The organism is Leisingera sp. ANG-DT, assembly GCF_000813785.1.
Taxonomy (GTDB): Bacteria; Pseudomonadota; Alphaproteobacteria; order Rhodobacterales; family Rhodobacteraceae; genus Leisingera.
The window spans coordinates 764,247-776,653 of the sequence record NZ_JWLE01000001.1 but is presented as its reverse complement, the minus strand read 5'-3'; the positions used below and the strand labels follow the sequence as shown (position 1 = coordinate 776,653).

Below are 12,407 nucleotides of genomic sequence, written 5' to 3'. Positions count from 1 at the left end.
CATGTCCATGAAAATGAAAATCGAGGGGGCGGGAGATATTGAACGCGCCCTGTCGGCACTGGCGCGCGGTACGGCCAAGGGAGTCATGCGCCGGGCCATGAAGAAGGCGATGCAGCCGGTGAAGCAAGGCGCTGAAAATTCGGCCTTTGAGATTGCGATCACCAGCAAGCTTTCCCCCCGCCAGCAGGGCGAGGCAAGGGGAGATCGGGGGCGGGCCAAAGTCTCGCTCTATGTGGGGCCTGTGGAAGCCGACGGTTCCCACGCGCCGCACGCGCATCTGATTGAGTTTGGCACAGGGCCGCGCCGTCATGCGAGCGGCAAATATGTTGGCGCGGTCATGGCGGATCCGTTCATGCGGCCCGCCTGGGACGCGAACAGGGAGCGCATGCTGCAGATCCTGCGCAAAGAGGTCTGGGCGGAAATTGAAAAGGCTGTGGAGCGCGCAGCACGCAAGGCAGCGAAGGCGGCAGGCTGATGGAATACGATATCTACAGCGCGCTGGAGCCTCTTGGGCATCCGGTTGTCTGGGGCGGTTTTGACGATGCGGAAGGCTTTCCGCGGATTACCCTGCAGATGATCAGCAACAGCACCCGCTATACTCTGAAAGACCGGGCCGGAAATGAGACGGCCCGCATTCAGGTGAATGTCTACGCGGAAACTTATGAAGAGATGATGCTTGCCGCGCGGCAAGTGTCCCAGACCCTGACAGGGTTTCGCGGCGGATCTGTGATCCGCTGCAAAGAGATATCCCGCCGGGACGGACCAGCAGAATCCGGCGGCGATGTGATCCGGCTGCAGCAGCTGGATTTCCGGGTGCGCTACCGCGCCTAACCATCGCCGGGTGACCGGCAATCATCATCATCGTGAAAGGATAGGAAATGGCTCAGAAAGTCGTTCCTGGTGATCTGTGCGACATCGAATGGTCGGCGGATGACGTGGATGGAAACTATGTCGTTATCAAGGGCTGTAAAACGGTCGGCATTCCGGAGGAAAGTCAGGAATACCGCGACCGCACTTCGCTGGACAGCCCGGGCCGCAGCAAGGAATGGGGCGTCGGTCTGACCGATACCAGCGAACTGACGCTGAACTGCTTTTATTCCACCAGCCTCTATGAACAGGCCCTGGCCTACAAGGCCGCAGGTAAGCCGGTGTATTTCCGCGTGAAACTGCCGCCGGAGGACGGTGTGCAGTCCGCCGGTGACATGTTCAAGTATCAGGCGTTCCTGAACCCGTCGATTCCGTCGGTGGATCAGGATGGCGACCTGATGACTGATCTGAAGCTGCGCCCGACTGGCCTCGTGACCTGGACGAAAGGCGCCGCGGTATGATCAGCACTCACACTGTGAAAGTGGGCCGTAAGACCCACAAGCTGAAGGCTTCCACCCTGGCGCAGGCCCGGCTGGAGCAGCTGCAAGGCGGCAAGCCGATCGGTGATCTTCTGGAGCATCTGATTGACGGCAGCGGCGGCGTAAATCTGGTGATCGATGCCTGGGCGGCGTTCCTTGACGACGGCAAGGGGGTCGAACGTGAAGAGGCGGCGAAGATCCTGGACGCCTTGGGCGGTGCCAATGCGGCTGCGGTTCACCTTGGCGTATGCCTGTCGATCGCCTTCCCGTTTCTGAAGGCCGAAGAGGGCGAGGAAGCGGAAGAAGAGGGCGACGCGGGAAACGCGAAAAGCCCAGCCGCATAGACTGGCACAAGCTGTTTTCGGTGTGGTGTGAGCTGGGCTTGCATCACGCCGAATTCTGGCACGTCAGCCTGCGCGAATTCGACCTGATCACCCGCGCCCGGATCAAGGCCAAGGATGCCGAATTCGCAGCGCGGCGGGTGCTCAATCAGGAGCTGGGCATTCTCACGCAATTTGCCATCCACAACCCCGGCAAGATGCCGGATTTCACCAAGGCGATCGGCGGCAAGAAGCCTGCCGAACGCAATCGGGCCGCAGAACTGGCGCAGCTGCGCGCGGGTCTGCTGAACATGCACTTTCAGAGCAAAAAGGGGCAGTAGATGTCCGCAGTTATCGGCGCCCTCCGGGGCGTTCTTTCGCTGGATTCCGCGGCCTTCGAAACGGGCGCGAAGCGTTCAAAAGCCGCAATGGGTGACCTGGAACGCCGCATGGTGCGTCTGGGCGGCAAGTTTGAGGCTGTAGGCCGCAAGATGACGGTGGGACTCACCCTGCCGATGGCCGGCGCCGCTGCGGTTGCGGTCAAGTCCAGCCTGAAGGTGATCGATGCCCAAGCCAAAATGGCGCAATCCTTCGGGACTACGGTCAAATCCTTGCAGGTGCTGGAGCGCGCTGCGGATCTGTCTGGCGTCTCGATGGGGGAGGTGCAGCAGGCCACTATACAGCTGACCAAGCGCCTCAGCCAGGCGGCGGGCGGTACGGGTGCCGCTGCCAAGGCTCTGACCCGCTTGCATCTGAATGCCCAGCAGATGCAGCGCCTTCCGCTTGATGAGCGCCTTGCGAAGATCCAGGCCGCTCTGGCGCAATATGTCCCGGAAGCGGAGCGGGCGGCGGTGGCCTCGGAGCTGTTCGGCAGCCGGGCGGGCCTGATCTTCACCCGAATTGACGGATCAGCCTTGCGCACCGCGACCGATGACATCGAGCGGTTTGGCGTTGCTGTCTCAGAAGTCGATGCCGATCAGATCGAGCGCACCAATGACGCGATTTCGCGCCTTGGGCTGGTGGGCCGGGGTGTATCAAATCAGCTCGCAGTGGGTCTGGCGCCCACGCTGGAATGGCTGAGCGATCAGGCCGCAGATGCCGCGGAATGGTTCAACGGGCTGAGCGATCGCACCAAGCAGTTTATTTCGGTGGGTGCCGCACTGACAGCGGCCGTTGGGCCTGCGGCGATCGGCCTGGGCCTGATGCTGAAGGTTGCGGCACCTCTGGGTGCTGCGATGGCGGGCGTGGTGACCGCTGTGGCGTTGGCGCCGGTCAAGTTCATTGCCGCGGCTAAATCTGCTGTGGCGCTGGAAATCGCTCTGGGTGCAACCAGCACCAAGGCCGCGCTTGCTGGCGTTGCCATCAAGGGTCTGATCCGCGGTTTGAAGCTGCTGCGCCTGGCGGCCCTGGCAACCGGGATCGGCGCCCTGGTTGGTGTTGCCGCGGGCATCTACCAGGGGTTTCAGCAGTCGAAAGTGGCGGCGGAGAATTTCGAAACCGCCATTCGTGACTTGGCCTCGGCGCATGACGTGCTGAACACGGCCACGGACACCTTCTATTCAAACATGACCGCCAAAAACGCGGAGGCGATGCGGCGGGCTGCTGAAGCTGCGCGCGATGCCACGCGCGAGGCGCTTGAGGCTGCCAAGGCTGAGCTGGAAGCGGCATCCTTTGCGACCAACTTTTTCGGCGCCAGTCTCTATGAAACCGAACGCATGGCAAAGGCCCGGGCTGACATCGAGCAGCTGGGCGCGGCGCTTGCGGAAGCTGAAGCCCGCCTTGATGCCGCAACCGTGGCGGCTGAGCGCACCGCTACTGAAACCGGCAATGCAGCCGAAAGCGCGGCAACCGCGGCGGAGAACAGCAACGCCCTCGCGGGCGGCCTCGCTGGCGCTGCGGGTCAAGCCTCGGCACTTAGCTCCTACCTCGCTTCAGTGCCGGGTGCGATCGCATCCGCGCAGACCACAATCGCCGGGTTGAAAGCCGGTATGGCGGTTCTGTCCTCTGGCGGCGGTGAGGCTGCCGCCAATGTTGCAAAGTACCGGGCGGAGCTGGAAGCATCTGCGGGGCCTCTGGGGGAGCTTCAGGACGGTCAGCGGGACCATGTTCAGCAGACGATTGACCAGCAGGTGCAGCTCTATGCGCAGGAACAGCAGTTGCGGGGTGAGTATCAAAAGCAGCTGGCAACGCTAAACAAGGTCAAATCCGCAGGCGGGGCGGCGTCTAAGAGCGCTATGGCCTCGCTGCAGAAGGAGATTAAGGAGCGGCGCGAGCTGCTGGGTGTCACTGAAGCCCAGCGGAAGAAGCTGGAAGCCATCCGGCTTGTGCAGCAGCGCCTGGGTAAGGATGCACTGGGGTACAGCAAGGCGCAGATCTCCGGCCTGGCCGACCAGCTGATTGAACTCGATGCGGCGGAAGAGGCCACGCGGCGGATTGCCGATCAGCAGGAACGCTGGGCTGAAAACATCACCCGCACCGCCTTTGAGGGCGGCAGCCTCACCGACACGATCGAGGGTATGCTGCGGGATATTCAGTTTCAGTTCGCGCATACCAAGATTGTCCTGCCGATCGTTGGGCAGATTACGGGGTTCTTGGGTCTCGATAACTTGTTCCTCGGTGGTGGTGGTCAGGCTGCCGCTGGGGTTGCTGGCGGCGGCGGGGGCGGCGGCCTGCTGAACCTGGCTGGTGGTGCTTTCAACCTCTTCGGTAGCGGTGGCGGCGGTCTGGCAGGCCTCGCGGGTTCCGGCGGTTTGCTAGGTGGCATTGGCGGGCTTGCTTCTGGTTTCGGTGGCATTCTCAGCGGTGGCGGCCTCGGTGCCAGCTTCTCGAGCCTGACCGGTCTGGTTTCCGGTTCCATTGGCGGTCTCGGCGCCATCGGTGCTGCGATCCCTGCTATCGGTGTCATTGCCGCAGGTGCAGCCTTCTTGAAAAAGGCCTTTAGCCGGAAGTTCGCCTATTCGGCTTTGGAAGGTACAATCGGTGCGGATGGTTTCGACGGCTACGCCCGGGATCATTTCAAAGGGGGGCTGTTCCGGAGCGACAAGGATATCCGCAAGGCGCTTGATTACGACTTGAAAACAGGCCTCAGCAATCAGGCAAAAGGTCTGACAGAAACCCTGCTGGGAATGTCGGAGGCCTTGGGGCGTGGCCGGGATGCCCTGAAGGATTACAAGGGGCATTTTGTCTCGATCCTGACCAGCGGGCGCAGTCTGGAGCAGATCCAGAAAGACTTGGCGCGGGGCTTCGAAACAGCCTCAAATCAAATGTCCGAATTGATCCTTGGCACGTCCAAGTGGTCAAAGGCTGGTGAGAGTGCCACGGAGACCCTGACGCGGCTGTCGACAAGCCTGCTGCAAGTCAATGACGCCTTTGACCTGCTGGGCCTGTCCGGCTTCAAGAAGTCGCTCCAGGGCGCGGATATGGCGTCTGGCCTGGTGGATGATTTCGGCGGCTCTGAGGCTATGACAAACGCCGTTTCCGCCTATTGGACCGGGTTTTATTCCGACGCCGAACGGCAGGAGACCACCATCCGCCGCTTGTCCGCGGAGTTCAAAAAACTTGGCTTGGCAATGCCGCAGAGCCGGGAAGAGTTCCGCAGCCTGGTCGAGGGAATTGACCGGACCTCAGCGTCCGGGCGGAAGCTCTATGCGGATCTTCTGAAGTTGTCAGGCGGGCTTGGGCAAGTGCTGGACCCGCGGGCCGGGATCAGCCAGGGCGTTGCAAAGCAGCTTGAGGCGATCGGCAAGACCGTTGCGGATCAGATCGAGGTTTCGCGCAGCATGGCCGCTGATGCCCGGGCGTCCGCTGAGCTGTGGCACCGGACGGCTGCCAAGCTGCGGGACTTCCAGGACGGTCTGTTGAACTCCGGTCTTTCCGGCGCGAGTTCTGCACAAACGGCAGCAGCGCTGCGGGGCCGCTACCTGAGTGCCTTGGAGCGCGCCCGCGGCGGCGATACTGACGCCGCTGCTGAGCTGCCAGGCCTGGCGCGGAAATACCTGCAGAGCGCGCGGGATAGCGCAGGTTCCGCGCTGGAGTTCAACCGTATCGCGGCCCAGGTGCAGGCGGAGATCCACCAGATGACTGCGCTGGCCGATGCTGCGGGTGATGCGGACGAACGGCTTGCGGATCTCCTGGATGAGCAGACCAGCGTCCTCACGGAACTGGGCGAATACCTGCAGACCGCAAATGCCAGCTCTAAGAAATTCGGTGAGGATGTCGCCCAGTATCAGGACCGGTTGAAAGCGCTGGGGGCAGACATCGTGGAGGCCAGCAAAAACCCCGGCATTGCTGAGGTCAGCCCGACTGGCCCCATGTCGGAATTGTTCGGTGAGTTGACCGGCGGGCTAAGCAGTGTGAAGGCGCCAATGAACTCGCTGACCAGTATGCTGGGCAAGCTCCGGGATGCCGTCAATGCGGATCGCCGGGACAGGAACCGGAACGCAAAGATTGCGGGCCTTCAGGTGAAGGGGGGCGATGCAGCGGCGGCGGCTAAGAGGCCGCAGGAGATTGCCGAAAAATTCAATGCATTGCGCGAGAAATACGGGGTCAGCCTGCACGGGCAAAAGCGGTCGATTTCCGTCAATAAGGATGGCCAGCTTGTTACCTCCTTTGACTACTATGGCGGAACTCCCAAAAGGCTGGCGGAATTCAAGAAAGCCCTCAAGGATGAATTCGGCACGGCCTCTTTTGGCAATGTCGTCAGCTCGGCCAATTCGAAGGCCAGCAAGGCGGCGGTGCAGGCCGAAAGCCTCCGCAAGCAGATCCGCTCGATGGGCGGTATTCCGCAGTTTGCAGAAGGCGGCGCCCATCTGGGCGGCTGGCGGATTGTCGGGGAACGCGGCTGGGAACTGGAAAACACCGGCCCCAGCCGGGTTGTGAGCCATTCGGATTCGGTTGCCATGCTGGATAACCGCCAGGTGGTCCGGAGTGTCGAGGGGCTTGCAAAGCAAGTCGCCGTGCAGGGTCAGCGGATGGAAATGATGGTGCGCAAGGTCGCGCAGTACCTGGAGGATTGGGATGAAGTGGGTCAGCCGGAGGTGCGTGTCTGATGGATTTCAACATTATCGCGCCGATGACTGTCACCGATGCGGAGCTGACGGCCTCGAACATTCCGGAGAATGATCATGCGGTATGGGATGCCGGCACATCCTTCGGCCTCGGCGCAAAGGTGATCTCGACCACCTCGCACCGGATCTATGAGAGCATGCAGGCCGGAAACCAGGGCAATGATCCGGTTTCGGATGATGGCACCTGGTGGCTTGATCTGAAGGCCACGAACCGCTGGAGCGCGTTTGATCAGCGCCGGTCAAACCGGGCCAGCTATGCGGAGGAAATCACCTACTCGATCGTGCCCAGCCAGGACTGCGATGCCATTTCGCTATTCGGCCTGTCGGCGGGGTCGGTTCAGATCGAGGTCTTTGACGGTGCCACACTGATCTATGATCAGACCTTTGCGATGGCAGACACCGGACATGTGGTCAGCATGTATACCTATTTCTTTGGCGGGGTGGTCTTTCAGCGTCAGAAGGTGCTGAACGGCTTCCCGGGCTACATCGGCCACCGGATCGATATCACCATCTCAGCACCGGGTTCCGTGGCTGAGGTGGGGCATATCGTTCTTGGCAGGAATCACATCCTGGGGGAGGTGATGAACCTTCCCAATATCCAGCACGTCAGCCACAGCCGGAAAGGGTATGACGATTTTGGTGATGAGATCCTGGTAAAGCGCGGATCCACGCGCCGGGTTGAGGTGGATCTCATTGTGCAGACGCTGCAGGCGCCGCGCGTGATGGACATTATCGCAGAGGTCGATGGGGTGGCCACGGCCTTCTACCTGTCCGGTGATGCTCCAAGCTACGGGATCGAGGGGCTGGGGTTTGTCGATGACCACAGCCAGCCGATCGATATCGCAGGGGACAGTGTTTTTCCCCTGGTTATGAAAACTCTCAAATAGGGCAAAACTCATGGATTTTCCTGCTCAACCGGCCAAGCCGGATATTCCTCTGCGCTCATCGCCGGAGGCCGACTTTGATGCAAAGATGGTGCTGCTGTTTCAGTGGGCGGTGAATGATTTCTTCAGCTTCGTGGATGCCTGGGCGACCTGGCTGACCGAAAACAGCACGGTCATTGGCGGCGAGCTGAACGATACGGATATCGGGCAAACGACCCCGGCGGCGGGGGCGTTTACGGCGCTGTCTGCCGCTGCAGTGGCGTACTTTGCCGATAAGCTGGGCGTCGGTACTGCCTCTCCGTCTCATCTCATCGATGTGCAGGGCATCGGGGGCGAGGTGGCGATCCGCGTGAAGAACACCGATGCGGCAGGTGCTGACCCGGATGCAAGCTTCTATCTTGATGCGGGGAATGCCAGTGGCGAGGCCGCGCTTGAATTTATGAAGGGTGGTCTTCCGGAGGCCCGGGTGATTGCGCTGCTGGATAAGCTGCGGCTTGTTCATGATGTGGGGCCCATCGAACTGCACGCGGCGGGTCAGGCTGCGCTTAGCGTTTCCGGCACGGCAATCGAGCCGGGTTCGGACAATGCCTTTACCGGCGGCTCCGCGAGCAAGCGCTTTTCTGAAATGTTCTCGGTCGATGGAACTATCAACACCTCGGACATGCGCGAGAAGGTCAACATTCGGCCCTTGAATGAGGCTGAAAAGCGGGTCGCGCAGGAGCTGGTCAATGATTTCCGCATCTTTCAGTGGATCTCTGCTGTGGCGGATAAAGGGGAGGCCGGTGCCCGCCTGCACGTCGGTCAAATGGCGCAATGGGTGGAGCAGAAGTTTGCGGAGGAAGGCCTTGATGCAGGCCGTTACGGCATGTTCACCCGCGACAAGATTTTCCGCACTGTGACCGATACCAAAATGGTCCAGGTTCAAAAGGTCGAGAAATCAACGCAACAGCGGACGATCATTGAAGTGATCGACGGGCGGGCGACTGAGAAGACTGTATCCGAAGAAATCTCGGTGCCTGTCTATGAGGTGCTTCCGGTCTTTGATGAGGCCGGGGAAGCGGTGATGGTGCCTGGCCCGGGTGGCCCCGTCCAGAAGACAGCGCGGGTTCCGGTGCTGGTCGAAGAGGAGCGGGAATTCACCGAAGAGGTCGAGGACGGCGAGCGCCTGGGGCTGCGCTATCCCGAATTGATGTGTTTCATCATGGCCGGAACCTTGGGCGTCTGACGCCGCAGAAAACGAGCAGGATACCTCATGAAATTTGAAAGCTTCGGCTCCGCCATGGCGGGTTTTTTTGGCGTGGCTGGTGGCTGGCTGGCGCAATACGGATCAAATTGGGAGGTGGTTGTCGTCGCCCTGCTGGGCGTTACGCTGGCGCTGCTGGAAGGCGATGAGCTGCGCCTGAAGCCTGCGGTTGCCGTTGCGGTGTTCAACCTTCTGATCGGCGTTCTGGGCGGCCCTATGGTGGCTCACTGGCTGCGGGAGCACTTCGAGATCCAGTACCCGGCCCTGACGCTGATTATCGCCTTTCTGGCGGCATATGTGGCGCATGACGCCTTCAGCCGCTTCCGTGGCCCGTTGATCCACCTGGTGCGGCGCTTGATGGGGGCGGGTTCATGATCCGCTTCCTGCGTTCAAAGACCTGGCGCCGGGTGCGTGTGGCGCTTTCTGTGCTGCTCTGGCTGGCCCTTAGTTGGGCCGTGTTTGGCCCGGCCTGAAACTGAAAACCAACCCTGAAACCGGCCCCGCATCGAGCGGGGCTTTTCCTTTGGAGGGCACATGACCCGAATTCTGACACTTGAAACCCTGCAGCGGATCACCGGCCCGATGGGGCAGGGTGGAGAGCAGGAGCGAAACGCGAAGTCGTTTCTGCTGGGGGTGAACACTTTCGGCTTTGACTGCGGGCTGAACCAGCCGCACCGGCTGTCTTACCTGCTGGGCCAAACGCTGCTGGAGAGCGGGGTCTTCAATTATGACCGTGAGTTGTGGGGGCCAACCCCCGCGCAGGCCCGCTATGACATTCGCACGGATCTTGGAAACACACCTGAAGCCGATGGCGACGGTTTCAAGTTCCGGGGACGCGGGCCGTTCCAGATAACCGGGCGCTGGAATTACCGGAAGTTCCGGGATTGGGCGCGGCGCCTCGATCCTTCCGCACCTGACTTCGAGGCTGATCCGGATGTTGTGAATCTGGATCCCTGGGAGGGGCTGGGGCCGCTTTGGTTCTGGAGCGTGAACGGCCTGAATGTGCCGGCCGATGCTGGCGACGTGCGGGTGATCACCCGGCGGATCAATGGCGGCTACAACCACTTTTTCCAGCGGCAGCAGTGGACCGACAAAGCGCAGCTTGTGCTGCTGGGATTCGCGGCAACGGACGTGCGAGGGTTTCAGCGCACTGTTGGCCTGGCCGCTGACGGCCGGATCGGACCGAAGACCCGCGCCGCGCTGCACCAGGAGCTGCGTGCCCTGCCGCCCGTTTCCCCGCCCAAGCCTGCACCGCTGCCGTGGCTGCCTGCCTGGCTGCTGAAATTTCTCACCCTGTCCCGCGGCTGATCGCGGGCCGGTTTTCCCCAACTGAAAGGACTGAACAATGGACCTTACAAACCTTCTCCCTGACCTGACGCCGCTGCTGATCGAGGCGCTGGCCCTGATCCTGACCTCAGCGATTGCCGCCGCTGCGTTGATGGTGCGCAAGCATTTCGGGGTCCAGGTCGGCCAGGCGCTGCAGCGTGATCTTCACACCGCTCTGATGAGCGGCATCCGTGCGGCTCTGGAAGATGGCAGGGAAGCTGCTGCGGACGTTCTGATCAATGAAGCGATCCAGCATGCCCGGGAATCCGTGCCTGATGCCATCAAGGCGCTGAAGCCCACGGAGGCGGTCCTGCAGCGGCTGGCGCGCGGCAAGATTGCAGAGGCCGTGCGGCAGGCCCGCGAATAGGTCTGCCTGACGAACTTGAGGCCCTGGCGATCGCTGGGGCCTTTTTGAAAACTGCATCCATAAGGAATGGGATATGCCCCAAATTGATCATTTCGCCCATTTTCAGCGCGGTCTGGAAAGCCCATGCTCCCGACATTTCACTATTGTCCCACAGGATGGCGTTGACCTGCCTGTGAAGCCGCGCGTTCTGCGCGTCCTGACCTCCGGGGATCTGGCTGTCCGTGATGAGGCCGGAGCCGTGATCGTCTACGCGGTCATTGCCGGGGAGACCATTGGGTTCTCAGCCGTGGGCATCGAGGCCTCAGGCACCACGGCATCCGTTGCGGGCTGGTACTGATGCTCGGCGCCGGTCATTCGGTGATGGTAGCAACTCAACAGCAGCGGCATTGTCTTCCCGACCGTTCAAGTCTGATCGGCTGGTACAGCGCGAAGGCTACCGGAACCATCCAGCTTGAAGCTGGTGATGAGGTGTCTGCAATCGGCAACCTGGTTGCGGGCTATCTGGGGTTGTCCAAGCTGGCGGATGGTGGTCCGACCTATGTGGCTTCTGAACCGCTCGCTGGCGGGCGTCCTGCGCTGGTCTGGCCGGATCAAGGCAATTCGCGTGGGTTGAGCCTGCCTACAGACGCGATGGTCAGGGAGGTGTTCGTTGTCCTGGCCTATGGCGACGGTGTGCGGGCTGCATTCAATAGCTACAACACTCTGATCACTGACCTGGCCGGGCTGGATACCGGCAGTCCGAACCGGGTGATCGGCCACGAAAACAATTCCGGGGTTTTCACTGGTTCCATACCTGCGGGAATGACCATTCATGTAAACGGCGGCGCTGCAACCACAGAGCTTTTGCCGCTGCCTTTGTCGGTGGTTCATTTCAGTTCGGCAACGCCATTTCCGCTGGCCGCGATCGGCGGGCGGAACAATGGCTTGAATCGGGCCTGGCGCGGGCCGATGTGCGAGGTTCTGGCCTATACCGACCAACTGGCACCGGCAGTGGTTGCGCGGAATGTGCGCTACCTGCGAAGCGGCTGGGGGATCTAGGCTTGAAGCGCCAAAGCAAAAAGCCCCGGTTAGCGCCGGGGCTTTTGTCGTTTCTGGAGCGGGCGTTAGTTGGACTGCGAGTCTGCCAGGTCGTGTTGAGCCCAAACCTACCTTCTCTCGTGTGTTTTGACAGTTGGAATTGCGCCGCGCCGTGGCTACGGTCGAAGGATGGAGTTGATTGATATTACCTATAAAGGGCCACCGTTGGATGACGGTGAAATATTGGCCCAAGCGCCTGATGGCCTAGTCACTCTTCTAACATCGTTGAATGGTTTCATTCAGTTTGGCGGCGGACTTCATGTTCGTGGCGCTTGTTCCGGCCCCGAATGGCATTCTTTGCGACGGGCGTGGAAAGGGCCGACATCGATAAGTGATCTCTATCCAGTTGTAGGCCGGAGTTGGGTACCCTTCGCCGAAGATTGCGTCGGCGACCAATTTCTCTTGCGAGACAAGGAAGTTCTCCGCCTTTCGGCCGAAACGGGTGAAGTTAATGAAATGGGTTTATCACTTTGGGGTTTTCTCAGAAGCGCCAATGCCGACCCAATGGGCTTTCTAGGAATGGAACCGTTGCTGCAACTCCAAAAAGACCTTGGAGCGATGCCCGAAGGACACTTGGTTCATGCATATCCACCATTTTGCTCTAAGGAAGCGGGCCAAGGGGTCTCACTAAAAGCAGTTCCGGCATGGGAACTTCACATACTGCACTCAGAATTCGCGAAGGTGCTGCCCAAGGACGGTGGTAAGGTTCGGGTCGAGATCAGCGACTAAAACAAGTTCGTGAACGGCAGCAACGTCCCGCCAACTCCCCTTCTTGGTT

14 protein-coding genes are annotated in these 12,407 nt (G+C 60.8%); all 14 read left to right on the top strand.

Annotated elements, in window-relative coordinates; all coding sequences use genetic code 11:
- Position 1: 1 nt before the first annotated feature.
- The 14 genes from RA21_RS03755 (at position 2) to RA21_RS22530 (ending at position 12,358) form a co-directional block, all read left to right on the top strand.
- Complete coding sequence (locus tag RA21_RS03755; RefSeq protein ID WP_039146281.1) at positions 2 to 475, top strand: HK97-gp10 family putative phage morphogenesis protein; 474 nt, start codon at positions 2 to 4, stop codon at positions 473 to 475.
- On the top strand, positions 475 to 831 hold the full coding sequence (locus tag RA21_RS03750; RefSeq protein WP_019295504.1) for a DUF3168 domain-containing protein: 357 nt from the start codon (positions 475 to 477) through the stop codon (positions 829 to 831). Before RA21_RS03755 ends, RA21_RS03750 begins: the two co-directional genes overlap by 1 nt.
- Positions 832 to 878: 47 nt before the next feature.
- Positions 879 to 1,328: a hypothetical protein gene (locus tag RA21_RS03745; RefSeq protein ID WP_019295505.1), complete on the top strand. Its 450-nt coding sequence runs from the start codon at positions 879 to 881 to the stop codon at positions 1,326 to 1,328.
- Complete coding sequence (locus tag RA21_RS03740) at positions 1,325 to 1,690, top strand: hypothetical protein (protein ID WP_039146278.1); 366 nt, start codon at positions 1,325 to 1,327, stop codon at positions 1,688 to 1,690. Before RA21_RS03745 ends, RA21_RS03740 begins: the two co-directional genes overlap by 4 nt.
- 38 nt (positions 1,691 to 1,728) lie before the next feature.
- Positions 1,729 to 2,007: a hypothetical protein gene (locus tag RA21_RS03735; RefSeq protein WP_019295507.1), complete on the top strand. Its 279-nt coding sequence runs from the start codon at positions 1,729 to 1,731 to the stop codon at positions 2,005 to 2,007.
- Positions 2,008 to 2,094: 87 nt separating this feature from the next.
- On the top strand, positions 2,095 to 6,714 hold the full coding sequence (locus RA21_RS21930; RefSeq protein WP_206540036.1) for a hypothetical protein: 4,620 nt from the start codon (positions 2,095 to 2,097) through the stop codon (positions 6,712 to 6,714).
- Positions 6,714 to 7,619 carry a hypothetical protein gene (locus RA21_RS03725; protein WP_039146275.1) on the top strand — a complete coding sequence of 302 codons (906 nt, stop codon included), beginning with the start codon at positions 6,714 to 6,716 and terminating at the stop codon, positions 7,617 to 7,619. Before RA21_RS21930 ends, RA21_RS03725 begins: the two co-directional genes overlap by 1 nt.
- Positions 7,620 to 7,704: 85 nt before the next feature.
- Positions 7,705 to 8,841, top strand: a complete 1,137-nt coding sequence (locus tag RA21_RS03720; RefSeq protein ID WP_152610472.1) for a tail fiber domain-containing protein — start codon at positions 7,705 to 7,707, stop codon at positions 8,839 to 8,841.
- A gap of 27 nt (positions 8,842 to 8,868) precedes the next feature.
- The gene (locus RA21_RS03715) at positions 8,869 to 9,234 is read left to right on the top strand and encodes a hypothetical protein (protein WP_019295511.1); all 366 of its coding nucleotides are present in this window, start codon (positions 8,869 to 8,871) and stop codon (positions 9,232 to 9,234) included.
- Positions 9,235 to 9,393: 159 nt separating this feature from the next.
- Positions 9,394 to 10,167: a glycoside hydrolase family 19 protein gene (locus RA21_RS03710; RefSeq protein ID WP_039146270.1), complete on the top strand. Its 774-nt coding sequence runs from the start codon at positions 9,394 to 9,396 to the stop codon at positions 10,165 to 10,167.
- A 37-nt stretch (positions 10,168 to 10,204) separates the two neighbouring features.
- A complete protein-coding gene (locus RA21_RS03705) occupies positions 10,205 to 10,552 on the top strand; it encodes a hypothetical protein (protein ID WP_019295514.1) in 348 nt (115 codons plus the stop codon).
- Positions 10,553 to 10,625: 73 nt separating this feature from the next.
- Positions 10,626 to 10,889, top strand: coding sequence for a spike base protein, RCAP_Rcc01079 family (locus tag RA21_RS03700; protein WP_019295515.1), 264 nt, complete (start codon positions 10,626 to 10,628; stop codon positions 10,887 to 10,889).
- On the top strand, positions 10,889 to 11,590 hold the full coding sequence (locus tag RA21_RS03695; RefSeq protein ID WP_039146267.1) for a hypothetical protein: 702 nt from the start codon (positions 10,889 to 10,891) through the stop codon (positions 11,588 to 11,590). The genes RA21_RS03700 and RA21_RS03695 overlap by 1 nt, the downstream gene beginning before the upstream one ends.
- A 168-nt stretch (positions 11,591 to 11,758) precedes the next feature.
- On the top strand, positions 11,759 to 12,358 hold the full coding sequence (locus RA21_RS22530) for a hypothetical protein (protein WP_206540035.1): 600 nt from the start codon (positions 11,759 to 11,761) through the stop codon (positions 12,356 to 12,358).
- The last annotated feature ends 49 nt before the right edge of the window (positions 12,359 to 12,407 follow it).

Excerpts from the sequence above, each read along its gene's own strand:
- RA21_RS03755 (WP_039146281.1), top strand. The coding sequence starts at position 2 with ATGTCCATGAAAATGAAAATCGAGGGGGCGGGAGATATTGAACGCGCC.
- RA21_RS03750 (WP_019295504.1), top strand. The coding sequence starts at position 475 with ATGGAATACGATATCTACAGCGCGCTGGAGCCTCTTGGGCATCCGGTT.
- RA21_RS03745 (WP_019295505.1), top strand. The coding sequence starts at position 879 with ATGGCTCAGAAAGTCGTTCCTGGTGATCTGTGCGACATCGAATGGTCG.
- RA21_RS03740 (WP_039146278.1), top strand. The coding sequence starts at position 1,325 with ATGATCAGCACTCACACTGTGAAAGTGGGCCGTAAGACCCACAAGCTG.
- RA21_RS21930 (WP_206540036.1), top strand. The coding sequence starts at position 2,095 with ATGGGTGACCTGGAACGCCGCATGGTGCGTCTGGGCGGCAAGTTTGAG.
- RA21_RS03725 (WP_039146275.1), top strand. The coding sequence starts at position 6,714 with ATGGATTTCAACATTATCGCGCCGATGACTGTCACCGATGCGGAGCTG.
- RA21_RS03720 (WP_152610472.1), top strand. The coding sequence starts at position 7,705 with ATGGTGCTGCTGTTTCAGTGGGCGGTGAATGATTTCTTCAGCTTCGTG.
- RA21_RS03715 (WP_019295511.1), top strand. The coding sequence starts at position 8,869 with ATGAAATTTGAAAGCTTCGGCTCCGCCATGGCGGGTTTTTTTGGCGTG.
- RA21_RS03710 (WP_039146270.1), top strand. The coding sequence starts at position 9,394 with ATGACCCGAATTCTGACACTTGAAACCCTGCAGCGGATCACCGGCCCG.
- RA21_RS03705 (WP_019295514.1), top strand. The coding sequence starts at position 10,205 with ATGGACCTTACAAACCTTCTCCCTGACCTGACGCCGCTGCTGATCGAG.
- RA21_RS03700 (WP_019295515.1), top strand. The coding sequence starts at position 10,626 with ATGCCCCAAATTGATCATTTCGCCCATTTTCAGCGCGGTCTGGAAAGC.
- RA21_RS03695 (WP_039146267.1), top strand. The coding sequence starts at position 10,889 with ATGCTCGGCGCCGGTCATTCGGTGATGGTAGCAACTCAACAGCAGCGG.
- RA21_RS22530 (WP_206540035.1), top strand. The coding sequence starts at position 11,759 with ATGGAGTTGATTGATATTACCTATAAAGGGCCACCGTTGGATGACGGT.